At 70.8% G+C, this 22444-nt stretch carries 19 protein-coding genes and 1 riboswitch; of the genes, 9 read left to right on the top strand and 10 right to left on the bottom strand.

Annotation, left to right across the window (positions count from 1 at the left end; genetic code table 11):
- Positions 1 to 24: 24 nt before the first annotated feature.
- The 4 genes from A4X16_RS16100 to A4X16_RS18175 all read right to left on the bottom strand — a co-directional run bounded on the left by A4X16_RS16100 (position 25) and on the right by A4X16_RS18175 (position 5458).
- Complete coding sequence (locus tag A4X16_RS16100; protein ID WP_231880403.1) at positions 25 to 1452, bottom strand: APC family permease; 1428 nt, start codon at positions 1450 to 1452, stop codon at positions 25 to 27.
- Between the two features lie 210 nt (positions 1453 to 1662).
- Positions 1663 to 4629, bottom strand: coding sequence for an aminotransferase (locus A4X16_RS16105; protein WP_067122580.1), 2967 nt, complete (start codon positions 4627 to 4629; stop codon positions 1663 to 1665).
- Positions 4626 to 5264 (bottom strand): gamma carbonic anhydrase family protein, encoded by a 639-nt coding sequence (locus A4X16_RS16110; RefSeq protein WP_067122583.1) that lies wholly within the window; start codon positions 5262 to 5264, stop codon positions 4626 to 4628. Before A4X16_RS16110 ends, A4X16_RS16105 begins: the two co-directional genes overlap by 4 nt.
- Before the next feature lie 32 nt (positions 5265 to 5296).
- Positions 5297 to 5458, bottom strand: a complete 162-nt coding sequence (locus A4X16_RS18175; RefSeq protein ID WP_197491861.1) for a hypothetical protein — start codon at positions 5456 to 5458, stop codon at positions 5297 to 5299.
- A gap of 169 nt (positions 5459 to 5627) precedes the next feature.
- Here A4X16_RS18175 and A4X16_RS16115 point away from each other — a divergent pair, with 169 nt between their 5' ends.
- Both A4X16_RS16115 and A4X16_RS16120 read left to right on the top strand, forming a co-directional pair.
- Positions 5628 to 6512 (top strand): SDR family oxidoreductase, encoded by an 885-nt coding sequence (locus A4X16_RS16115; protein ID WP_067122586.1) that lies wholly within the window; start codon positions 5628 to 5630, stop codon positions 6510 to 6512.
- A gap of 48 nt (positions 6513 to 6560) precedes the next feature.
- Positions 6561 to 6920 (top strand): VOC family protein, encoded by a 360-nt coding sequence (locus A4X16_RS16120; RefSeq protein ID WP_067122589.1) that lies wholly within the window; start codon positions 6561 to 6563, stop codon positions 6918 to 6920.
- Here the strand turns inward: A4X16_RS16120 and mfd are convergent.
- Positions 6899 to 10492 (bottom strand): transcription-repair coupling factor, encoded by a 3594-nt coding sequence (gene mfd, locus A4X16_RS16125; RefSeq protein ID WP_067122592.1) that lies wholly within the window; start codon positions 10490 to 10492, stop codon positions 6899 to 6901. The two genes, A4X16_RS16120 and mfd, sit on opposite strands and share 22 nt — an antisense overlap.
- A gap of 78 nt (positions 10493 to 10570) precedes the next feature.
- On the opposite strand from mfd, the gene A4X16_RS16130 reads away from it, so the two are divergent.
- From A4X16_RS16130 to A4X16_RS16160, 7 genes are all read left to right on the top strand, one after another.
- Complete coding sequence (locus A4X16_RS16130) at positions 10571 to 11134, top strand: GNAT family N-acetyltransferase (protein WP_067122596.1); 564 nt, start codon at positions 10571 to 10573, stop codon at positions 11132 to 11134.
- 33 nt (positions 11135 to 11167) lie between these two features.
- Positions 11168 to 12031, top strand: a complete 864-nt coding sequence (locus A4X16_RS16135) for an Fpg/Nei family DNA glycosylase (protein WP_067122599.1) — start codon at positions 11168 to 11170, stop codon at positions 12029 to 12031.
- 77 nt (positions 12032 to 12108) lie between these two features.
- Positions 12109 to 12253, top strand: a riboswitch (FMN riboswitch).
- Between the two features lie 62 nt (positions 12254 to 12315).
- A complete protein-coding gene (gene ribD, locus A4X16_RS16140) occupies positions 12316 to 13380 on the top strand; it encodes a bifunctional diaminohydroxyphosphoribosylaminopyrimidine deaminase/5-amino-6-(5-phosphoribosylamino)uracil reductase RibD (RefSeq protein WP_067122602.1) in 1065 nt (354 codons plus the stop codon).
- Positions 13380 to 14009, top strand: coding sequence for a riboflavin synthase (locus A4X16_RS16145; RefSeq protein WP_067122605.1), 630 nt, complete (start codon positions 13380 to 13382; stop codon positions 14007 to 14009). Before ribD ends, A4X16_RS16145 begins: the two co-directional genes overlap by 1 nt.
- Positions 14006 to 15274 carry a bifunctional 3,4-dihydroxy-2-butanone-4-phosphate synthase/GTP cyclohydrolase II gene (locus A4X16_RS16150; protein WP_067122609.1) on the top strand — a complete coding sequence of 423 codons (1269 nt, stop codon included), beginning with the start codon at positions 14006 to 14008 and terminating at the stop codon, positions 15272 to 15274. The genes A4X16_RS16145 and A4X16_RS16150 overlap by 4 nt, the downstream gene beginning before the upstream one ends.
- Entirely contained in the window at positions 15271 to 15744 is a 474-nt protein-coding gene (ribH, locus tag A4X16_RS16155; protein WP_067122612.1) for a 6,7-dimethyl-8-ribityllumazine synthase, read from the top strand. Before A4X16_RS16150 ends, ribH begins: the two co-directional genes overlap by 4 nt.
- A 53-nt stretch (positions 15745 to 15797) precedes the next feature.
- Positions 15798 to 16157, top strand: a complete 360-nt coding sequence (locus A4X16_RS16160) for a Fe-S protein (RefSeq protein ID WP_067122615.1) — start codon at positions 15798 to 15800, stop codon at positions 16155 to 16157.
- Between the two features lie 73 nt (positions 16158 to 16230).
- Here the strand turns inward: A4X16_RS16160 and A4X16_RS16165 are convergent, their stop codons facing one another.
- The 5 genes from A4X16_RS16165 to A4X16_RS16185 are packed head-to-tail and all read right to left on the bottom strand — an operon-like array spanning position 16231 to position 22400.
- A complete protein-coding gene (locus A4X16_RS16165) occupies positions 16231 to 17643 on the bottom strand; it encodes an FGGY-family carbohydrate kinase (protein WP_067122618.1) in 1413 nt (470 codons plus the stop codon).
- Positions 17640 to 19121 (bottom strand): FAD-binding oxidoreductase, encoded by a 1482-nt coding sequence (locus tag A4X16_RS16170; protein ID WP_067122621.1) that lies wholly within the window; start codon positions 19119 to 19121, stop codon positions 17640 to 17642. The genes A4X16_RS16165 and A4X16_RS16170 overlap by 4 nt, the downstream gene beginning before the upstream one ends.
- A gap of 38 nt (positions 19122 to 19159) precedes the next feature.
- A complete protein-coding gene (locus tag A4X16_RS16175) occupies positions 19160 to 19936 on the bottom strand; it encodes an SDR family oxidoreductase (RefSeq protein ID WP_067122624.1) in 777 nt (258 codons plus the stop codon).
- An 11-nt stretch (positions 19937 to 19947) separates the two neighbouring features.
- On the bottom strand, positions 19948 to 21450 hold the full coding sequence (locus tag A4X16_RS16180) for an NAD-dependent succinate-semialdehyde dehydrogenase (protein WP_067122627.1): 1503 nt from the start codon (positions 21448 to 21450) through the stop codon (positions 19948 to 19950).
- Positions 21447 to 22400, bottom strand: a complete 954-nt coding sequence (locus A4X16_RS16185; RefSeq protein ID WP_067122630.1) for an NAD(P)-dependent oxidoreductase — start codon at positions 22398 to 22400, stop codon at positions 21447 to 21449. Before A4X16_RS16185 ends, A4X16_RS16180 begins: the two co-directional genes overlap by 4 nt.
- Positions 22401 to 22444: the final 44 nt, after the last annotated feature.

Consider the following 22444-nt stretch of genomic DNA (forward strand, 5'->3'; position numbering starts at 1 on the left):
GCGATCCGACCGGCACGCGTCGCGTCAGCTCTCGTCGACGGGGACCTTCACGACCTTGTTGAAGCCGGTGACGGCCTGGTTCTCGTCGAACGCGACCACCTTCTTGCGGAAGCCCCGGGTGATGACGGCGAGGTAGATCACGCCGAGCGCCGTCCAGGTGAGGCCGCCGACGAGCGCGTCCTGGTGCAGGTTGGCCCAGAGCAGCCCGGTGAGGAGCATGCCGATGCCGGGCATGACGATGTAGTTGACGATGTCCCGCGGCGTCCGCCGCAGCCCCTTGCGCACGGCGAACCACGCGATGACCGAGATGTTGACGAACGTGAAGGCGATGAGCGCGCCGTAGTTGATCCAGGCCGCGATCAGCTCGAGCGTGAACGGTATCGCCAGGAGAGAGATCGCCCCGACCAGCACGATGTTGAAGGTCGGCGTGTGCGTGCGGGGGTTGATGTACCCGAAGGCTCGCTGCGGCAGCACGTTGTTGCGTCCCATCACGAGAAGCATGCGCGAGACCGACGCGTGCGAGGCGAGACCCGAGGCCAGCGTCGCGCAGAAGCCCGCGGCCGTCAGCACCGCCATCAGCACGTTGCCTCCGACGAGATTGCCGATGATCGGCAGAGTGGAGTCCTCGACGTACTGCATGTCGCCGCCCGGCGCGAACTCGTTCCAGTCGGGGAAGCGCAGCTGCGTCACGTAGGCCGCGATCAGGAAGATCGCTCCGCCGAGCAGCACCGTCAGCAGGATGGCCTTCGGCATGATCTTCGGGTCCTTCGCCTCCTCCGCGTACATCGTGACCGCGTCGAACCCGATGAACGAGAAGCAGACGATGGTGGCTCCCATCAGCACGGCCCCCAGCGTGGCGCCGTCATGGATGAAGGGTGCCGCCGAGGCGATCGTCGCCGCGCCGTCGCCGCGCAGCAGCTGCGCCACGACCATCACCACGAACACGGCCATGACGACGATCGAGAACACCAGCAGGATCATGTTCATGTTGGAGGTGCCGCGCATCGTCAGGTAGATGACGCCGGTGACGAGGATGCAGTACAGGACCACCCAGATCCAGCCGGGGATGTCGGGGAACAGCGCCTCGAGGTAGCTCCGGATGATCAGGCAGTTCACCATCGGCAGCAGGACGTAGTCGATCAGCGAGGTCCAGCCGACCATGAAGCCGAGGTTCGGATGGATCGACTCGCGCACGTAGGTGTACGCCGAGCCGGCGCTCGGGATGGCGCGGGAGATCTTGCCGTAGCTGATCGCGGTGAAGACCATGACCACGAGCGCGACCAGGTAGGCGGCGGGGACGACGTTGTCGGTATCGCGCGCGACCATGCCGAACGTGTCGAAGACGACCGTCGGGGTCATGTACCCGAGACCCAGGCCGACGATCGCCCAGAGTCCGAGATTCCGGCGGAGCGTTCCCCCACCCTGCGCGAGCGGCGTGGTCTTCATGGCCATGTGTTCTCCTCGGAGAGCAGGGGCCGGACTTCGGGTCGTCCGACGCTGAGCATCAGTATGGACCCGACCTAATCGTCAGCGGAAGAGCAGATCCGGTTCGAAATACGCATTTAACATGGCGTGGCGACGCGGTATTCGAAGAGCGATCCGCTCCGCCTTTCCCATCCCCCGGCGCTTTCCCATCCCCCGGCGTTCACCGTCTCCCGGATCTCACCATCCGTCGGTGAGGACGCGATCCAGCATGGCGACGACGTGGTCCGCGCTCTCGGGCGTCAGGCACAGCGGCGGCTTGATCTTCAGCACGTTGGACCGCTCCGACGTGGTGAGCACGATGACGCCGAGTTCCCGCATCCGCTCGCAGATCGCCGCGGCCTCGGCGGCCGCCGGCTCCCGGGTGCCGCGGTCGCGCACGAGCTCGACGCCGAGGTAGAGGCCGGTGCCGTGGACGGGGCCGACGAGCGGATGCCGCTGCTGCAGCCCCCGCAGCCCCTCGGCCAGCCGCGTCCCGACCTCGAGCGCGTTCCGCTGCAGATCGTCCTCCACCATGGCGTCGAGCACGGCGAGGCCGACCCGGCAGCTGAGCGTGCTTCCGCCCGCAGACGAGAAGAACTGCCCCTGTGCGCTCAGGGCGTCCGCGATCGCACGGGTCGTGACGACGCCGCCGATCGGGAAGCCGTTCCCCATCGGCTTGGCGATCGTCACGATGTCGGGCACGGCCCCCGACTGCTCGAACCCCCAGAAGGTCGAGCCCATCCGCCCGAAGCCGACCTGGACCTCGTCGGCGATGCACAGACCGCCGTGTCGACGGACGAGATCGTAGGCTCCCGCGAGGTACCCGTCGGGCAGCAGCACCCCGCCGGCGTTGCCGAGCACCGACTCGCACAGGAAGGCGGCGGCGTCGCGACCATCCGCGGCGAGCCGGTCGAGATCGGCGGCCAGGTCGGCCAGGTACCGCGGTGCGGACCCCTCGCCGCGGTGGGTGCCGCGATAGGGGTTCGGCACATCGGCGACGTGAACCCAGTCGGGGCGCGTTCCGAGGGCGTCGGGGTTGTCGTAGGCGCTCGTGGTCACGGCATCCGTCGCCATGGTCCACCCGTGATAGGCCTCGCGGAGCGCGACGACCGTCCGACGGCCCGTCGCAGCCTGGGCGAGCCGCAGCGCGAGATCGACCGCCTCCGAGCCGCTGTTGACGAGCAGCACGGTATCGAGGCCGCTGTCCTGCGGCATGAGCGCGATCAGGCGCTCGCTGTACTCGGCGAGATCGCGGAACAGGAAGCGCGAGTTCGTCGCGAGGGTGCGCAGCTGCCTGCTCGCGGCCTCGGCGACCGCCGGGTGAGCATGGCCCAGACCGGCGACGTTGTTCACCATGTCGATGTACGCGCGTCCGGTGGTGTCGACGAGATGATGGCGCCATCCGCGTTCGATCTGCGGAGGACGCTCGTAGTAGCGCTCCTGCGCCTCCGCGAAGATGCGCTCGCGACGACGGAGCTCGCCGGGAGCCTCGTCGATCTGGGCGCGCGTGCCGATCCCCAGCAGCGAGGCAGGGTCCGCCGTGAGCCGCAGCCAGGCCGCGACCTGCTCCGGTCGCACGAGCTCCGCGCCGACGGCCGGCGCGGCGGCCGGCGCTCCGACGCGGGAGAGAGACGGCGGCGCGTCGACGCGGCGCACACCGACCACGATCGTGCGCTCGTCGAAGGAGGCGGCGAGCCGTCCGATGCTCTCGCCCGCCTCGACCCGACCGCCGCGCAACTGCTCGAGATCGTCGCTGCGCAGGACCAGCTCCCAGCCGTCCCCGCGGTCGATCCGCACCCGCGGCCCCGACACGGTGAGGTCGCCGCCGACCGGTGCGGTCACCCGCGCCGACGGACCGGGCGCGATGTGCAGCTCCGTCTCGATCGGCCAGGTCTCGGGCGCCTCGTCGGAGTCCACGGTCGTGCGGGTGAGGCGGAACACGCCGTACGGCATGATCACGACGCGCGCTCCGGCATCGTGCGCCGCGGCGATGAGCGCGGCCTCGGCCGCGGGGTCCGTCCAGCGCCCGGCGTCCAGCGCCTCGGACTCGACGCCGGGGTCGGCGATCGCGATGCGCCCGCCGAGATCGGGCAGCAGGGCCGACAGCTCGGGGCCGTCGACGGTCGGTGCCTCGAAGGTCGGTGCGTCGATGCCGAGCCGTGCGCGCACGTGCTCCGTCGCCTCGATCAGGGGGACGGCCGTGGCCGCGTCGAAGATCGCCTGCTCGCCGTCGATGCGCTCGCGCGCGTAGTCGTTGTCGCCGTCGATCTCGAGCTGCCGCCATCCGCTCGCGACGAGCAGTGCCGCACGGAGGACGATCAGCGGCCAGACTGCGGCGGCCTCGTCGTCGCTGAGAGGCGCCGACGCATGGAAGGCGGCGATCGTCTCGAGCACCCGCAGCGGCCGTCGCGGGTCGTGGTGCAGCATCGACGAGGCGCACACGGCGAGCTCCGCCACCCGCCATCCGGTGCCCAGATCACCGAGGTCGAGCACCGCGTGCGGATGCAGCCGCGAGTCCGCCCCGCGGATCCCCGTCACGTTGTCGTCCGTGAGATCGCCGTGGATCGGCTGCACCGGCAGTGCTGAGGCCACCACGCCCAGGGCAGCCTCGGCCTCTTCGGCCGCGCGCAGCACCCGACGGCGCAGAGTCGAGTCGGCGATCGACGGCGCGAGCTCCAGGATCTGCGCGTGCGCGACCCTCATGTCCCACATCTGCTCCCGCTCGAGTCCCGGATGCCGGAGGGGCGCGAGCGCCGTCACCGAGGCCGCGGCCAGAGCGCCGAACTCCGCGAGCACGACGGGCGCGAGGTACCCGGCGTCCACGAGCGCCTCGCCCTCCGCGAACTCGCTGCGCCGCACGGCGTGCCCTCGCCAGCGCTGGGTCAGCTGCCCGTCGAGACCGGGGATGACGGCGGGAACCGGTACGCCCGCGGAGCGATACGCGTCGAGCGCCGCGTGCTGGGCGTCGCGACCGGCATCCTCGAACACCTCGTTGTCGATGCGGAGCACGCTGCGCGAGCCGTCGGGCTCGGTCAGCACGAAGTTGCGGTCCTGATTGCTGCCGAGCTCCGCGGCCGTCGCCGCGATCCCGTAGCAGTCGCGGGCGATCTCCGCGGCATCCGCGGTGCTGACATCGGGTCGGACGAGTCCCGCGCCGACGCTCACCCGCGATCCGCCCGGTGCGGGCGGCGATGACCGTCGCCGTCGATGCGGATGTCGTCGGCGTGACGGGCGAGGGAGCTGCCGTACCGCTCGGTGAGCTGGACCATGAGGTCGGGGGTGTCGCGGTCGACGCCGAAGACATGGCCGGGGAAGTCGAGTTCGGGCTGGGCAGCCGCGATCTCGTCCTCGCGGTCGGGTGACAGCAGCTGCACCGGATCGCCCACCGCCACCCACCCGATCGGCACCACCGTCCCGGAGGGCAGCACGGCGCGACGGTGGACGATCGCATTGACCCTCACCTCGCAGCGGTCTCCCACCAGTGCCCCGTTGAAGACGCGGGCTCCGGACGCCAGGAAGACCTCCTCGCCCACCGTCGCGCCGGCGATGCTCGCGAGAGTGCCCACGAGGGTGTGCGGACCGATGTGCACCGCGTTCGCGGCTGTCGCGCGGATGAGGGCGTTCTCCATCACGATGACGTGCGCGCCGAGCGTGATGGGCCCGCCTTCGGCCGTGACGACCGCGCCGTGCAGCACCTGGCAGTCGGGGCCGATCTCCACATCGCCGGAGATCACGGCGGTGGGGGCGATGACGGCGGTGTCATGGATCCGGGGCCGAGCCCCGAGGTGCTCGTACAACATGACGCCAGCGTAGTGGGGAGGGAGCCTCGGGCTCACTCCTTCGTCGCGGCGCGACCTCGAAGCAGCCCGATGACGACCGTCGCGAGGAACAGCACGATCCCGAGGACCGCCAGCCAGAGCAGCCCCTTGATCACGAAGCCGAACACGGCGAGACCGGCCCAGACGACGAGAAGGATGATGAGCAGTGTCCACATGCGCACAGCATCCGGCCGTGTCGGACGGACCGGACACCCCGTTGACGTGATCGACGACCCGCGCTAGCCCGCTGCTACGCTGGCCCCCATGCAATGCCGGTGACTCGATCCCCCTCCGCTCTCGGGCCGCTCTCGCGCGCCCACGGCACGATCGATCGAAAGGCACCGCATGCAGTCCCCCTCGCTCCCCCTCCTCGGCAGGACGGCCCTCGTCACCGGCGTCTCCCGTCGCCGCGGCATCGGCTACGCCACCGCCACGACCCTCGCGGCACTCGGCGCGAACGTCCACATCCACCACTTCCGTCCCCATGACCTCGACCACCCGTGGGGCGGCGATGATCTCGACGCCGTCCGCGCCGGGATCGCCGCCGCGCTCGTCGACGGCGCGCGCTCCGGCGACACGGCAGCGGACCTCCGCGATCCCGAGCAGATCGAGCCGCTCCTCGACGCCGCGGAGGGGCTGAGCGGCACGCTCGACATCCTCGTGTGCAATCAGGCCATGAGCGGAGGCGACGGATCGATCTTCGACATGACCGCGGACCGCCTCGACGCGCACTGGCAGGCGAATGCACGGGCGACGCTGCTCCTCACCGCCGGGCTCGCGCGCAGACGGCGACGGGAGCTCGGCGGCGGGGCCACGGAAGCCGCCGCCCGCCCCGGCGACCGCATCGAGGCTGCCGGGCCGTTCGAGAGACCCACCGGACACGTGATCTGGATGACCTCGGGGCAGGGGCACAGCGCGATGCGCGGCGAGATCTCCTACGCGACGAGCAAGGCGGCGCTCGCCGGCATCACCCGATCCACCGCCGCGGAGCTCCTCGACGTCGGGATCGTGCTCAACACCGTGAACCCGGGTCCGGTCAACACCGGCTATCTGGACGAGGAGACCACCGACCGTGATCTGTCGGGAGTCGCCGAATGGATCGCCGGCACGCCGTTCGGCCGGGTCGGGCGCCCCGACGATCCGGCGCGGCTGATCGGCTGGCTGTGCTCGGACGCCGGATCGTGGGTCGTCGGGCAGGTGCTCACCTCGGACGGGGGCTTCTCGCTGTGATCGAGATCGGGCATTGATCGAACGATCCGACGGATCTAGCCTGCAGGCATGGTCGTCTCGAGCCTGTTCCCGATCCTGCGGACATCCGACCTGCCTCGACTGCAGGCGTTCTACGAAGCGGCGTTCGGCGCGGTCGTGACCTACCGCTTCGACCACGAGGGCGTCGACGTCTATGTGGCTCTCGCGGTCGGCGACGGGGCTCTCGCCATCGGGTTCGCTCCGGATGCCGTCCGCGGGGACGCCGTGGCCGTGTGGCTCTACACCGACGACGCCGACGCGGCCTTCGCGCGCGCCGTGGCGGCGGGTGCAGGGGCGGTCTCCGCGCCCGCCGACCAGCCGTGGGGCGAGCGGGTCGCCGAGGTCAGAGACCCTGACGGAAACCCGCTCTACCTCGCGACGGCCGGCTGAGGCGCACCCTGGTCTGCTGCGGCGGGCTCCGGGAAGATCGCGGTGAACAGCTGGCCCACCCACTCCAGCAGCTCCGCGTCCGGCAGCGGCTCGACGCCGACGCCGATGGCGGCGGGTACCGTCGGCATCGGCACGACGAGCGCTTCGCCCCCGGAGACCAGCTTCGCCTTCGGGTACAGGCGCTGCAGCCGCACCTTGATCGAGTCCTCGAGTCGGGCGGGAGCGATCCGCAGGTTCGAGCCCATGACCACGACGTCCGCGAGGCCGACGCGGGCGGCGCGGCGTCGCAGTCGCGCGATCGCGATCAGGCCCTCCACCTCCTCGGGCGGGGTGCCGTAGCGGTCGGTGAGCTCCTCGATGACCAGGTCGATCGCGTCGTCCTTCGCGGTCGCCGCGGATGCCGCGGACAGCTTCTGGTAGGCCTCGAGCCGCAACCGCTCGCTGTCGATGTAGTACTCCGGGATGCGGGCGTCGAGCGGGAGCTCGAGACGCAGCTCCTGCCCCGTCTCGACCTCGTCGCCGCGGAAGGTCGCGACCGCCTCGCCGATCATGCGCAGGTAGAGATCGAAGCCGACGCCGGCGATGTGGCCGGCCTGCTCGGCGCCGAGGAGGCTGCCCGCGCCGCGCAGCTCGAGGTCCTTCAGCGCGACCTGCATGCCCGATCCGAGGTCGTTGTTCACGGCGATGGTCTGGAGTCGATCGGCCGCGGTCTCGCTGAGCGGCTTCATGTCGTCATAGAGGAAGTACGCGTACGCGCGCTCGCGGCCGCGGCCCACCCGACCGCGCAGCTGGTGGAGCTGGCTCAGCCCGTACTTGTCCGCGCGGTCGATGATGATGGTGTTCGCGTTGGAGATGTCGAGACCGGTCTCGATGATCGTGGTCGACACCAGGACGTCGAACTTGCGCTCCCAGAAGTCGTCGACGACCTGCTCGAGCGCGTGCTCGCCCATCTGACCGTGCGCCACGGCGATCCGCGCCTCGGGGACGAGCTCGGCGAGCTCCGCGGCGACGCGCTGGATCGACTGCACGCGGTTGTGCACGAAGAAGACCTGTCCCTCGCGCAGGATCTCCCGTCGGATGGCGGCCGCGATCTGCTTGTCGCTGCGGGGTCCCACGAACGACAGGATCGGATGCCGGTCCTCCGGCGGCGTCGCGAGGGTGGACATCTCCCGGATGCCGGTCACCGCCATCTCGAGCGTCCGCGGGATCGGCGTCGCGCTCATCGCGAGGATGTCGACGTTCGTCTTCATCTTCTTGAGGGCGTCCTTGTGCTCGACGCCGAAGCGCTGCTCCTCGTCGATGATCATCAGTCCGAGGTCTTTGAACAGCACCTGATCGGTGAGGATGCGGTGCGTGCCGATGACCATGTCCACCGTGCCGTCGAGGAGGCCGGCCAGCGTGAGCCGGGCCTCCTTGTCGGTCTGGAATCGGGACAGCGGACGCACCTTGACGGGGAAGCCGGCGAACCGCTCGGTGAAGGTCTCGAGGTGCTGCTTCACGAGGAGCGTCGTCGGGACGAGCATCGCGACCTGCTTGCCGTCCTGGATCGCCTTGAAGGCGGCACGCACGGCGACCTCGGTCTTGCCGAAGCCGACATCGCCGGACAGCAGCCGGTCCATCGGGATCGGCCGCTCCATGTCGGCCTTGATCTCGTCGATCGTCTGCAGCTGGTCGTGGGTCTCGGCGAACGGGAACGCCTCTTCGAGCTCGCGCTGCCAGGGTGTGTCCGGGCCGAAGGCGTATCCCTTCGCGCTCATGCGCGCCGAGTAGAGCTTGACCAGCTCGACCGCGATGTCGCGCACCGCCCTGCGGGCCTTGCCCTTGGCCTGCGCCCAGTCGCTGCCGCCCATCTTGGAGAGCGTGGGGGCCTCGCCTCCCACGTACTTCGAGAGCAGGTCGAGCTGGTCGGTCGGGACGAACAGCTTGTCTCCCGGGTAGCCGCGCTTCGAGGGGGCGTACTCCAGAACGAGGTAGTCGCGGACGGATTTCGTCGCATTGCGGCCGCCGGTCGACACCTCGCGCTGCGTCATCTCGACGAAGCGGCCGATCCCGTGCGTCGCGTGCACGACGAAGTCGCCGGGCTTCAGCTGCAGCGGGTCGACGACGTTCTTGCGACGCGAGGCGAGCTTCTTGACCACCCGCTGGTCGCCGCCGATGGTCCGGCCGTAGAACTCGTTGTCGGTGAGCACCGCGAGCTTCGCCTCGGGAACCTGGAAGCCGGCCTCGACCGAGCCGGTGACGAGCGTGGCGACCCCTGCATCGGGCGCGGTGTCGAGGGTCTCGACGATGCGCGCCGCGATGCCGCGGTCGGACAGCACGTCGCGGGCGCGATCGACGAGACCGGCGCCGGCGGAGATCACGACCACGCGCCAGCCGTCGGCGACCTTGGCGTCGACGAACGAGATCGCACCGTCGACGTTGCCGTGGAAGGAGGGGATCACCGACGCGTCGATCGTCTCGGCGTCCTCCCCGCCCATCGCGAACGGGCTCAGGCGCCACCACACGCCCCCACGGTCGCGGACCACTTCGCGGAGCTGTGCGATCGTGAGGAAGTCGCCGGCGCCGAGGTCGATCGGCGCGGAGGCGCCCGACGTCGCGGCGCTCCACGCCGCGTCGAGGAACTCGCGGTTGGTCTCGCCGAGCGTGATGGCCCGGGCGCTCGAGCGCTCGGGGTCGACGACGGCGGTCGCGCTGCCCGCGGGCAGGTACTCGGCGAGTGACTTGAGCGGTCCGGAGACGGCCGGGAGCAGCGACTCCATGCCCTCCACCGGGATGCCCTCGGACATCTTCTCGAGCATGCCCGAGATCGCGGGGAACGCCCCGATCAGCGCCCGCGCACGGTCGCGCACGTCGGGCGTGAGCAGCAGCTCGCGGCTCGGTGGGAGGTCGACGCCGTCGACGTCGCCGGGGAGGGAGCGCTGGTCGGCGACGGAGAACGCGCGGATCTGGTCGATCTCATCGCCGAAGAACTCGACGCGGTACGGATGCTCCGAGATGGGCGGAAAGACGTCGAGGATGCCGCCGCGCACCGCGAACTCGCCGCGCCCGGACACCATGTCGACCCGGGAGTACGCGCGCTCGACGAGCTGCTCGGCCACGTGGTCGAGCTCGGTGCCGCGACTGCCGAGCCTGAGCTCCAGCGGCACGATCTCCCCGAGGTTCCCGGCGATCGGCTGGAGCGCAGCGCGCACCGAGGCCACGACGACGAGCGGGTGGTCGCCGGTCCACTCGGCGATGCGGCGAAGCGTCTGCAACCGCTGGCCGACCGTGTCGGGGCTCGGGCTCAGCCGTTCGTGGGGCAGCGTCTCCCACGCGGGGAACGTGACGACCTCGGCGTCGGGGATGTAGGCGGCGAGCGCGCCCGCGAGACTCTCGGCGCGGCGTCCTGTGGGGACGACGGTGAGCAGCGCCGCCGGCTGCCCCGCGGCCCGACGCTTGTCGAGCAGGCCGGCGAGCGCAGGGGCGTCCAACCCGTCGACGAGGCCGAGATCGGCGTCGGTCTGCGCCCAGCTGAGGGCGTCACGATACAGAGACGCCTCTTCCAAGGCGCGCAGAATCCCCGGAACAGTCACCGGACAAGCCTAACCGTGGCGTCGGACACCGGGACCTCGGACGACGACATCGCCTCCCCGCCTCACTAGGCTCTCGGAATGGAGAAGGTCGCACTCATCACCGAGCGCCTCGTCCTGCGAGCGCCGACGGACGCCGACGCCGCGGCGATCGAGGCCGCGTGCCAGGATCCGGCGATCCCCCGCTGGACGACCGTTCCGAGTCCGTACGCCAGGAAGGACGCGGACGACTTCGTCCGACTCGTCGACGAGTGGTGGGCGAGCGGGGTGGAGACCGTCTGGGCGATCTTCGCGGAGGATCGGCTCGTGGGGATGATCGGCCTGCACGACATCGCGCGGCATCACGCCGGCGGGCACGCCGAGATCGGATTCTGGGCGGGTCGGGAGGCGCGGGGCCGCGGATACATGACGGAGGCCGCCCGCGCGGTGGTCGACTGGGGATTCTCGGAGCTCCGGCTCGCCCGCATCGCGTGGCGGGCGGTCGCCGGCAATGTGCCGTCGGCGCGCACGGCACGCGCTCTGGGCTTCCGCTACGAGGGCCTGCAGCGTCAGGCTCTCACGAGCCCGCGCGGGCGGGACGACGGCTGGTTCGCCGGCCTCCTGCCCGACGATGACCGCTCCCCCGTCGACTGGCCCGTGCTCTAGGCGCATGTCGGACCCCGATGGCAGGATGGGCGCATGCCCGAGATGCCGGAAGTACAGGGCCTGACCGCGTTCCTCGCCGAACGAGCCGTCGGCCGCACGATCGTGCGCACGAGCGTGGGAGCGATCGCCGCGCTGAAGACCTACGACCCGCCGAACACCGCGCTCCACGGCGCCGAGATCACGGCGGCCTCTCGTCGGGGCAAGTTCGTCGTCCTGTCCTGCGCCGCGGACCTGCATCTCGTGTTCCATCTCGCCAAGGCGGGATGGCTGCGGTGGTACGAGATGCTGCCCGCGACGCCGATCAAGCCCGGAAAGTCACCCATCGCGCTGCGTGTCGGTCTCGACGACGAGAGCGGGTTCGACCTCACCGAGGCGGGCACGAAGAAGTCCCTCGCCGTGTACGTGGTGCGCAACCCCGAAGACGTCCCCGGCATCGCCCGCCTCGGCCCCGACCCGCTCGACCCCGACTTCACCCGTGATGTGTTCGCCGGACTCCTCGCCGGGCGCCGCACGCAGATCAAGGGGCTGCTGCGCGACCAGGCGATCATCGCCGGCATCGGCAACGCCTACTCCGACGAGATCCTGCACGCGGCGAAGATGTCTCCCTACGCGATCGCCGACACGCTCGACGGGGGCGAGGTCGACCGCCTGTACGCCGCGATGCAGACCACGCTGACCGAGGCGGTCGCGGAGGCGTCGGGCAAGCCGCCTGCCGACCTCAAAGACGCGAAGCGGCGCGGAATGCAGGTGCACGCGCGCCGCGGCGAAGCCTGCCCGGTGTGCGGCGACACCGTGCGCAGCGTCTTCTTCGCCGATCGGTCGATGGAGTACTGCCCCACCTGCCAGACGGGCGGCAAGGTGCTCGCGGACCGCCGCCTCTCCCGGCTGCTGAAGTGATCGCTCCGCTCGGGGGCGTCTGCGTCTCCGACTCGGAATGAAATGCGCGCGGGCGCGTTGACTACACTCAGATCAACAACGTGCTCCGGGGTCGGTGGGAATCCGAACCGGCGGTGACAGTCCGCGAGCGTCTCGAGAGATCGGGATGCCGATCCGGTGGAATTCCGGAACCGACGGTGATGCGAGGGAGACCTCGCTAGTCCGGAAGGGAGGCAGCACGAGACGCACGCGTGCGTCCGTTCCGCCACCCCGACCTCGCCCCGGAGCTCCGGAGAGGACGAGGGATGGCAGTGAACGAGGCCGAGCACCGGGCGATGACCCGCGCTCTCGCGCTCGCGACGCGCGGACCGCGCGGGGTCAACCCGCAGGTCGGAGCCGTACTCATCTCCCCCGACGGGACCGTGCTCGCGGAGGGCTGGCACCACGGCGCGGGAACTCCGCATGCCGAGGTCGACGCGCTCTCGAAGCTCGCTCCGGGTGCGGCGCGCGGCGCGACCGCCGTCGTCACTCTCGAGCCCTGCAACCACACCGGCCGCACCGGCCCGTGCGCGCTCGCACTCATCGACGCCGGCGTCGCCCGGGTCGTCTACGCCCTCGACGACCCCGGCGCGGTCTCCGGCGGCGGGGCGGAGCGCCTGCGCGCCGCCGGAGTCGACGTGGAGGCCGGGGAGCAGGCGGATGCCGCGCAGGCGGTCATCTCCGGGTGGCTCACGGCCCAGCGCCTCGGTCGTCCGCACATCACCGTGAAGTGGGCGCAGAGCCTCGACGGACGCGCCGCGGCGGCCGACGGGTCGAGCCAGTGGATCACCGGTCCCGCGGCCCGCGCCGACGTGCACCGTCGCAGGGCCTCGGCAGACGCGATCGTGGTCGGCACCGGCACCGTGCTCGCCGACGACCCCGCGCTCACGGCGCGCGACGGCGACGCCCTGCTCGCGGATCAGCCGGTGCCCGTCGTCATCGGATCCCGCGCGACGCCGCCGGGAGCCGCCGTCCGCCGTCATCCGCGCGAGCCCCTCTTCTACGAGACGCACGATCTGCACCGCGTCGTGGCCGACCTCCAGGCCCGCGGCATCCAGAGCGTCTTCGTCGAGGGCGGCCCGACGCTCGCGAGCGCCTTCGTCGCGCAGGGCCTCGTCGATCGCGTTCTGGCGTACGTAGCCCCGGTGCTGCTGGGCGGCGCGCGGCTGGCGCTGACCGACATCGGCGTCCCGTCGATCGACCGGGCCCGCCGACTGACCGTGGAGGAATGGCTGCCTCTGGGCGCGGACCTGCTCGCGATCGCGAGTCCGGAGCGCACCCGCGACGAGATCGCCGACCCCGAGCGCACCCGAGAAGAAGGAGTCGCCTGATGTTCACCGGGATCATCGAGGAGATCGGCGAGATCACCGCGATCGCCCCCGCGGGAGACGGGTGGCGTCTGACCGTGCGTGCCCCGAAGGCGGCATCCGATGCGGTGCACGGCGAATCCATCGCCGTCTCCGGCGTCTGCCTGACCGTCGTCGACTCGACGGCCGAGACCTTCGACGCCGACGTGATGAAGCAGACGCTGGACGTCGCCGCGCTGGGCTCGGCGACGGTGGGCACCCGCGTGAACATCGAGAAGGCGATGCCGGTCGGCGCTCGACTCGGCGGTCACATCGTGCAGGGCCACGTCGACGGAGTCGGATCCGTCGTGGAGGTGCGTCCGGGTGCGCAGTGGAGCGTGCTGAGGATCTCGCTGCCCGCCGACCTCGCCCCGCTCGTCGTCGACAAGGGGTCGATCTCGGTCGACGGCACCTCTCTCACCGTCAGCGCCGTCAGCGCCCCGTCTGACCCGGCACCCTGGTTCGAGGTCTCCCTGATCCCGCAGACCCTCGGCGCGACCACGCTCGGCACGCGCGCGGTCGGAGACCGCGTCAACCTCGAGACCGACATCCTCGCCCGGCACGTCGAGCGTCTGCTCGCGTTCCGGGCCGCACCGGAAGGAGGCTCGCGATGAGCCTTGCCACCATCCCCGAGGCCCTCGAGGCGCTCCGCGCCGGTCGCCCTGTCCTCGTCGCCGACGACGAGAACAGGGAGAACGAGGGCGACGTCGTCCTCTCGGCCGAGCTCGCGACCCCGGAATGGGTGGCGTGGACCGTCCGGTGGTCGTCAGGCTTCATCTGCGCGCCGATGCCGGCCGACCTCGCCGACCACCTGAACCTCCCTCCCATGGTCGCGGCCAGCGAGGACGCGCGGTCGACCGCCTACACGGTGAGCGTCGACGCCGCCGACGGCGTCACGACCGGCATCAGCGCACACGACCGCGCCCACACGCTCAACGTGCTGTCGAATCCCGACTCGACCGCGACGAGCATCATCCGCCCCGGGCATGTGCTGCCGCTGCGCGCCGTGGACGGCGGCGTCCGGGAGCGCAGCGGCCACACCGAGGCCGCCGTCGAGCTCATGAAGCTCGCGGGCCTCCGCCCCGTCGGAGCGATCGCCGAGGTCGTCGCCGAGGACGGCAGCATGATGCGCCTCCCGGGGCTGATCGAGCTCGGCGAGCGCGACGGGGTGCCGGTCATCACGATCGAGCAGCTGATCGCGCACCTCAACGAGATCGACCCCGCGGGAGCCGGCCCTGCCGCACGCAACCGCCGCGTGAGCCTGCGCGCCGATGCGACCGTGCCCACCGAGCACGGATCGTTCCGCTTCCTCGCGTACAAGGATCGCGTGACCGGCACGGACCACATCGCCGTCGTGGCGGGCGAGCCCGGGGAGACGGCGCTGGTGCGGGTGCACTCCGAGTGCCTGACCGGGGAGGCGTTCGGCTCCCTCAAATGCGAATGCGGCCCCCAGCTCGACGCCGCTCTCGACGCGATCGAGCAGGACGGCGGCATCGTGATCTACATGCGCGGCCACGAGGGCCGCGGCATCGGGCTCATCAACAAGCTGCGCGCGTACAGCCTGCAGGAGGAGGGGCTCGACACCGTCGACGCGAATCTCGCGCTGGGCCTGCCCGCGGACGCGCGCGACTACGCGGCGGCGGCCGGCATCCTCGCAGACCTCGGCGTCTCGAAGGTGCGACTGCTGACGAACAACACCGACAAGGTGAATCAGCTGCGCAGCCTCGGACTCGACGTCGTCGAGCAGGTTCCGCTGATCGTCGGCGTCGGACCCAACAATCACCAGTACCTCGAGACGAAGCGTGACCGGATGGGTCACATCATCGGTGAGGCGGAGCTCGCAGAGGCTCTCGCCGACGGACGGAAGGACGACGCATGAGCGGCGCAGGAGCACCCAGGACAGAGAGCATCGACGGACGCGGCCTGCAGGTCGTGATCATCGCCGGCACCTGGCACGAGACGATCTCGAACGGCCTGATCACCGGCGCAGAGCGCGTGCTGAACGCCGCCGGCGCCACGCATCGCCTCGTGCGCGTGCCCGGATCGTTCGAGCTGGCGGTCGCGGCGCAGGCCGCGTTCGCCGGCGGAGCGGACGCCGTGGTCGCGCTGGGCGTGATCATCCGTGGCGGGACGCCGCACTTCGAGTACGTCTCCGCGGCGACCACGGACGGACTCACGCGGGTCGCGCTCGACGCGGGCAAGCCGGTCGGCTTCGGCGTGCTGACGCTCGACGACGAGAAGCAGGGTCTCGACCGTGCGGGTCTCGAGGGGTCGCACGAGGACAAGGGCGCCGAGGCCGCGGATGCCGCGCTGCGCACCGCCCTCGTGATCCGAGACCTGCGGGGCTGAGGCGAGCCTGCCCTTGCTGGTGGCGCGGGGTGCTCGGCTCCTAGGGTGAGCACATGGAGACTCTGCGCCACGTCGTTCTGTTCGTCCATCTGATCGGCTTCGCCGTGCTGTTCGGCGCGTGGGCCGTGCAGGCGTTCGGCGGCCGACGCGAGTTCACGCGCCTGATGAGCATCGGCATGACCATCGCCGCGGTCGCCGGGCTGGCCCTCGCCGCCCCGTGGGGCCTCCCCGAGGGCGCGGAGCTGAACTACGCGAAGATCGGGACGAAGCTCGTCGTGCTCCTCGCGATCGGCGCTCTGCTCGGGATCGGCACGTCTCGCCAGCGGAAGACCGGAACGGTGCCGGCCGCGATGTTCTGGCTCGTCGGCATCCTCACCGCTCTCAACGCGGGCATCGCCGCGATCTGGCGCTGATCCGCCGCCGACCCGCATGCGGTGGCCGTGACGGCTCGACTCGTCCGTGCGACACCGAGAGCCGATCCGCCGTTCACGAGGGATCGGTGCCGTCGAAGAGTCCGCGGATCCGCGGCAGGACGCGCTCGTAGCGGCGACGCACGCCGTCGTAGCCTTCGCGCATGTCCGGGTCCGGGTCGACCGTCGATCCGACTGCCACCATCGAACGGACGGCTGCGTCCCAGCCGCTGTGCATCCCCGTGCCCACCGCGGCGCAGATCGCCGCTCCCATACCTGCCGCATCCGCCAGCAGCGGGGTCCGGACCGGCACGCCGTACACCGCAGCCAGGATGCGGAGCATGAGCGCCGATCGGCTCCCCCCACCCGTCACCACCAGGGCTCGTCGAGTCCGTCCGAGTGCACGCCGTGCGCGGGCGTCGCCGGCTTCGGTCTCGATCGCGAGCGCTTCGAGGATGGCCCGGTGGATGTGGAATCGTCCCTGCGTGCCGTCGAATCCCGTCAGCGCGCCGCGCCGCCACGGCTCATCGGCGGGAGCAAGCCAATCCAGCGCGGCCACGAGACCGCCCGCTCCGACCGGCACCTCCGCTGCGCCGCGATCGAGCTCCTCTTCCGAGACCTCCGCGCCGGCGCCCGACACGACGTCGCGGAACCAGCTGACCGTCCACATGCCGCGTCGGACACCCGAACTCTCGTACAGATATCGCCCCGGCTCCGAGGCGAAGTTCGTCCAGACGTCGGGGTGCGGGTCGAGCGCTCCCTCACCGGGGGTCATGGTCGCGACATACGTGCCGAGCGAGAGCAGGGCGTCGTTCTCGTCCCGCAGTCCGGCCCCCAGCGCCTCGACCGCCTTGTCGTTCGACGTGGCGATCACGGGGATGCCGGCGGGCAGCCCGAGGAGCGACGCGGCCTCGGCCGTGAGAGTGCCGAGCTCATCGCCGGGAGCCACGAGCTCGAACAGCATCGACGGCTCCATCCCCGTGCGGACGTAGTCGTCGGCATCCGAACTCCACGCCCAGCGCGACGTGTCGATCGGCCACATCCCCTGGCAGTTGCCCGCGGCATCCCGCCGCTGCCCTGTCAGCCGATGGCCGATGTATCCCGATGACGTGGTGACGTACACCGCGTCATCGGTCTCACGCACGTAGGCGCGCGGCAGCCGCTCATCCATCCAGCTGATGACGGGCTGCGCGAGCGAGCCGTCTGCCCGGAGAACCGCGCGGCAGAAGCGGATGGTGCACAGGCCGATCCCGCGGATGCCGGCGAGATCGCCGTCGAAATGCGTCAGCGCCTCCCGCACTCCGGCGATGATCGAATCCCACAGGTCGTCGTCGGGGTGCTCCCATCGCCCCGGCGCCGGCGACGAATAGGGCCGCAGCGGGATGCGCGCGCTCGCATGCACGGCCCCGTCGCCGTCGACGATGAGGACCTTCGTGCTCTGCGAGCCGTTGTCGATCGCGACGACGTACTCCGCCGCCGACGCGCTCACGCCGGGGACGCCGTCTCGTCGTCCAACGGGTAGATGGTCCCGCGGTTCATGATCCCGTGAGGATCCAGCCCGTCCTTGAGCACGCGCAGCAGGCGGTATGCGCTGCCGTGCTCCTCGTGCGTCCACGGCGTGCGGTACTTGCCGATGCCGTGGTGGTGCACCATCGACCCGCCGAGCCGCAGGGCCTCCTCCACGACGATCGCGTTGAGCGGCTCGTGGTACTCCGTGATCTCCTCGCGGGGATCGCACGTGATGTCGTAGTCGTACACGAAGTACAGGTTCGTGCCGGTCTGGTAGCTGTGCGAGGAGTGCCCGCCGAGCATCGTGAGGTCGGCGGCCCGAGGGAACTCCGTGCGGGCCCGGCGCATCACCGACTCGAAGAGCTCCTCGACGCCGGACCAGTCGATCGACACCTCGGTGGTGTAGCCGAGGTGCGCGTTCTCGAGCATCTCCCGCTTCTCGGCGTCGATCTTGTCCTGCCCCCAGTTCAGGTTGTCGAACCAGGCCTCGATGAGCGCGGGGTCGACCTTCTCGTGCCGGATGCCGGCGAAGATCTCCTCGACGCCTGCCTCTGTCGCGTCGGCGACGCCCTTCGGCCCCTCGGCCACCACCACGACGACGGCCTTGCCGCCGGCGAAGTGCGAGAAGTGCTGCGCGGCATCCTCCTCGGAGTACGCACGGGCGACGGACGGGCGGTACCCGGCGACGATGATCTCGCGGAGTCCCGCCACTCCGGCGGGGAGCGAGTCGACGAGGTAGCCGAGGAAGCGGTTGTTCTGCGGCTGATGGGTGAACACCTTGACGGTCACCTCGGTGATCACCGCCAGCGCGCCCTCGTTGCCGATCACGATGTGCCGGATGTCGGGCCCGGCCGCACGCCGGGGCACGTTCTTCACGCGCACGACCTCGCCGCCGGGAAGCACGGCCTCGAGACCCACCACCATGTCCTCGATGCCCCCGTAGAGCGTCGAGAACTGTCCGATCGACCGGGTCGCGACCAGTCCCCCCATCTGGGCGAGCGGCTTGGACTGCGGCGAGTGCCCTGTCGTGAGCCCCTGCGCGCGCAGAGTGTCCTCGAGCACCTGCAGCGGGACGCCGCACTGCGCGGTGACCATCATGTCGACCGGATCGATCTCGAGGATCGCGTCCATGCGCGAGCCGTCGAGCACGATCGAGTCGTCGACGATCGTCTCGAGTCCGCCTTCCGTCGCGGTGCGACCGGTGCGAGGCACGACGTTGACGAGGTTCTCGTCGGCGAACGCCAGGATCGCGGCGACGTCTGCCGTGGAGTGCGCGTACGCGATGGCCGCGGGGATCGGGCCGTCGAAGATGCCGTGCACCGACGTGTACTTCTTGAAGCGGTCGACGCTCGCCTCGCGGAGCGCCTGCGTCTCGGTCTCGACCTGGTCGGCGCCGAGGATCTCCTGCAGTCGGGTGACGATCTCCTCGCGCGAGAGAGCGGATCGTGAAGCAACCATGGGGGAAGTTCCTGTTCGTAGAGGGTGTCGGCGCGCGGTCAGCGCACCAGGTAGCCGCCGTCGACGGACAGCACGTGCCCGTTGACGAAGTCGGAGGCGGTGCTGGCGAGGAACACCGTCGCTCCCATGAGGTCGGCGACGTCTCCCCACCTCCCCGCCGGGGTGTGGTCGACGATCCGCCGGTTGGCCTCGGAGTCGGATCGCGTCTCGGCCGTGATCGGCGTCGCGAAGTACCCCGGCGCGATCGCGTTGACCTGGATGCCGTGGCCGCCCAGCTCGTCTGCATACGCCTTCGTCAGCCCGGCGATGCCGTGCTTGGTCGCCGCGTAGGCGGGCGACCCGATCCCGCCGAGGAACGAGAAGAGCGAGGCGATGTTGATGATCTTGCCGGAGCCCTGCGGGATCATCCGCTTGGCGGCTTCGTGCGACATCTCGAAGGCAGCCGTGAGGTTGACCGCGACCATCGGGTCCCACTGCTCGCGACCGAAGTCGGTCACGTCGGCGATGCGGCTGATACCCGCGGAGTTCACGAGGATGTCGACTCCACCGAGCGCGTCGACGCATGCGTCGACGATCCGAGCGGGCGCCCCCTTCTCGGTGATGTCGGCGCGGACCTCGCGGTAGACGACTCCTGAATCGGCGACCAGCCCGGCTGTCTCGCCGCCGTCGTCGAACAGGGTGGGCGCGAACACGTCGGCGCCCGCTTTCGCCAGGGCGAGCGTGAACGCCTGCCCGAGGCCGGTGTTCCCTCCCGTGACGATCGCCCGCCTGCCCTGCAGGGAGAAGTGATCGAGGGAGAAGTCAGTGATGTGCACGGGGGGCTCCTTCAGGGAGTGCGGGGGGAGGCGAAGGGGTCGGAGATGCCGATGTAGGTCGTCTCGAGGTACTCGTCGATGCCCTCGAAGCCGCCTTCGCGGCCGACACCCGACTGCTTCACGCCGCCGAACGGCGCAGCCGGGTTCGAGACGAGTCCGGTGTTGAGCCCGAACATGCCGGTCTCGAGGCGCTCGGCGAGACGCAGTGCACGGTCGAGGTCGCGCGTATACGCGAAGCACACGAGCCCGTACTCGCTGGCGTTGGCGAGGCGCACGGCCTCGTCCTCGTCGCGGAACACGGTGATCGGAGCGACCGGGCCGAAGATCTCCTCGCCGAGGATGCGTGCGTCCTGCGGGACGTCGACCAGCACGGTCGCCGGATAGAAGTACCCGCGCCCCTGGGGGATGCTGCCGCCGAGAGCGACGCGCGCGCCGTCCTCGATCGCCCCGGAGACGAGTTCGGCGACCTTGTCGCGGGTGGACTCGTCGACGAGAGGGCCGAGAGTCGAGTCGGGCTCGGTCCCGCGCGCGGTGACATACCCGCGCATGCGATCGACGAGCCGCGTCGTGAACTCCTCGGCGACGCTCTCGTGCACGAGGAAGCGGTTGGCTGCGACGCACGCCTCGCCGCCGTTGCGCAGCTTCGCGAGCAGCGCGCCTTCGACCGCGGCATCCACATCCGCGTCCTCGAAGACGAGGAACGGCGCGTTGCCGCCGAGCTCCATCGACACGCGCAGCACCTGGTGCGCGGCGTCGGCGATGAGCCGTCGACCGACCTCGGTCGACCCCGTGAACGACAGCTTGCGCAGCCGGGGGTCGGTGATGAGGGGTCCGGTGACGGCGCCCGCCCGGCTGGTCGGGATGACGTTGACGACGCCGTCGGGCACGCCGGCCTCTCGGAGCACGTCGGCGAACAGCAGCGCCGTGAGGGGCGTGAGGGCGGCGGGCTTGAGCACCGAGGTGCAGCCGGCGGCGAGCGCGGGAGCGACCTTGCGCGTCGCCATCGCGAGCGGGAAGTTCCACGGCGTGATGAGCAGGCTCGGTCCCACCGGCCGCTTCGCGACGAGCAGACGGTTCCGGCCATCGGGCGCGGTGGCGTATCGACCGGAGATCCGGGGCGCCTCCTCCGAGAACCAGCGCAGGAACTCGGCGCCGTAGGCGACCTCTGCGCGGGACTCGGCGAGCGGCTTGCCCATCTCCAGGGTCATCACGAGGGCGAAGTCCTCGGCGCGCGCGGTCACGAGCTCGAAGGCCCCGCGAAGGATCTCCCCCCGTTCGCGCGGTGCTGTCGCCGCCCACGCCTCCTGCGCGGCGGCGGCGGCGTCGAGCGCGGCCATGCCGTCTTCAGGCGTCGCGTCCGCGACCTCGGCGAGGACGTCGCCGGTGGCGGGGTCGTGCACGGGGAACGTGGCACCGGATGCCGCGGCTCGCCACTCCCCTCCGATCAGCAGTCCGGTGGGCACCGAGGCGATGACCTCGGACCCGCGGGCGGCGGTCATGGGCGCGGCGGTCATGCGGACACCTCCCGGCGGAGGTCGCGGCCGAGCATCTCCTCGTACAGCCGGACCGGCGTCATCTCGCCCGCGCGGTCGCCGTACCGGGCACGCGCCCGACGGAAGATCTGCTCGACGAGCGACGACAGCTCGACCGGCATCCCGACCGATCGCGCGAGGTCGACCGACAGCCCGAGGTCCTTGCACGCCAGGGCGATGGCGAAGCCCTCGTCGTAGTCGCCGTGGTCGAGGATCGACAGCACGTCTCGTGAGACGAAGGTGCTGTTCGCCGGGCTCGCGATCAGCGCGTCGCGGAGCACTCCGAGATCGACGCCGGCGGCGACCCCCACGGAGAGCACCTCTGCGGTCGCGACCAGGTGGGAGAACCAGAGCTGGTTGATCATGAGCTTCACCGCGTACCCGGCGCCGTGGCCGCCGACGTGCAGGATGCGCTCCGGGTCGCCCATCGCTTCGAACACCGGGCGCAGGCGCTCGACGTCGTCGCTCTCCCCTCCGACGAAGATCTGCAGCATGCCGTTCGCCGCTCCCACCGACATCCCGCTCACGGGCGCGTCGAGCAGGTGCAGGCCCCGGTCGGCGTTGGCCGTGCGGATCGCGTCGAGGACCTCGGGGACCGACGTCGACATGTCGATCCAGGTGCCGCCGTCGGGAAGCCCGGCGACGAGTCCGTCGGGTCCGGAGGCGACGGCCTCGACGTGCTTCGGCGTCGGCAGCATCGTGATCACGAGGTCGCTGGCCGCGGCGACCTCACGGGGCGTCTGCGCCCACTGCGCGCCGCCGGCGATGAGCTCGGCCGCGGACTCGCGACGGAGGTCGGTGACGACGAGCGGGAAGCCGGCCGCCTGCAGGTTGCGGGTCATGCCGGAGCCCATGTTGCCGAGTCCGATGAACCCGACGGTGGGTCGGGTGTCGACGTGTGCCGGGTCCAGCACGGGGGTGGGGGAGCTCATCTGTCGTGCGTGTCCTTCTGCGTGGGGTCGGATGGGAGGGAGTC

Origin of the sequence: Microbacterium sp. H83, from assembly GCF_001650405.1 — a bacterium.
In the GTDB taxonomy this organism is placed as follows: domain Bacteria; phylum Actinomycetota; class Actinomycetes; order Actinomycetales; family Microbacteriaceae; genus Microbacterium.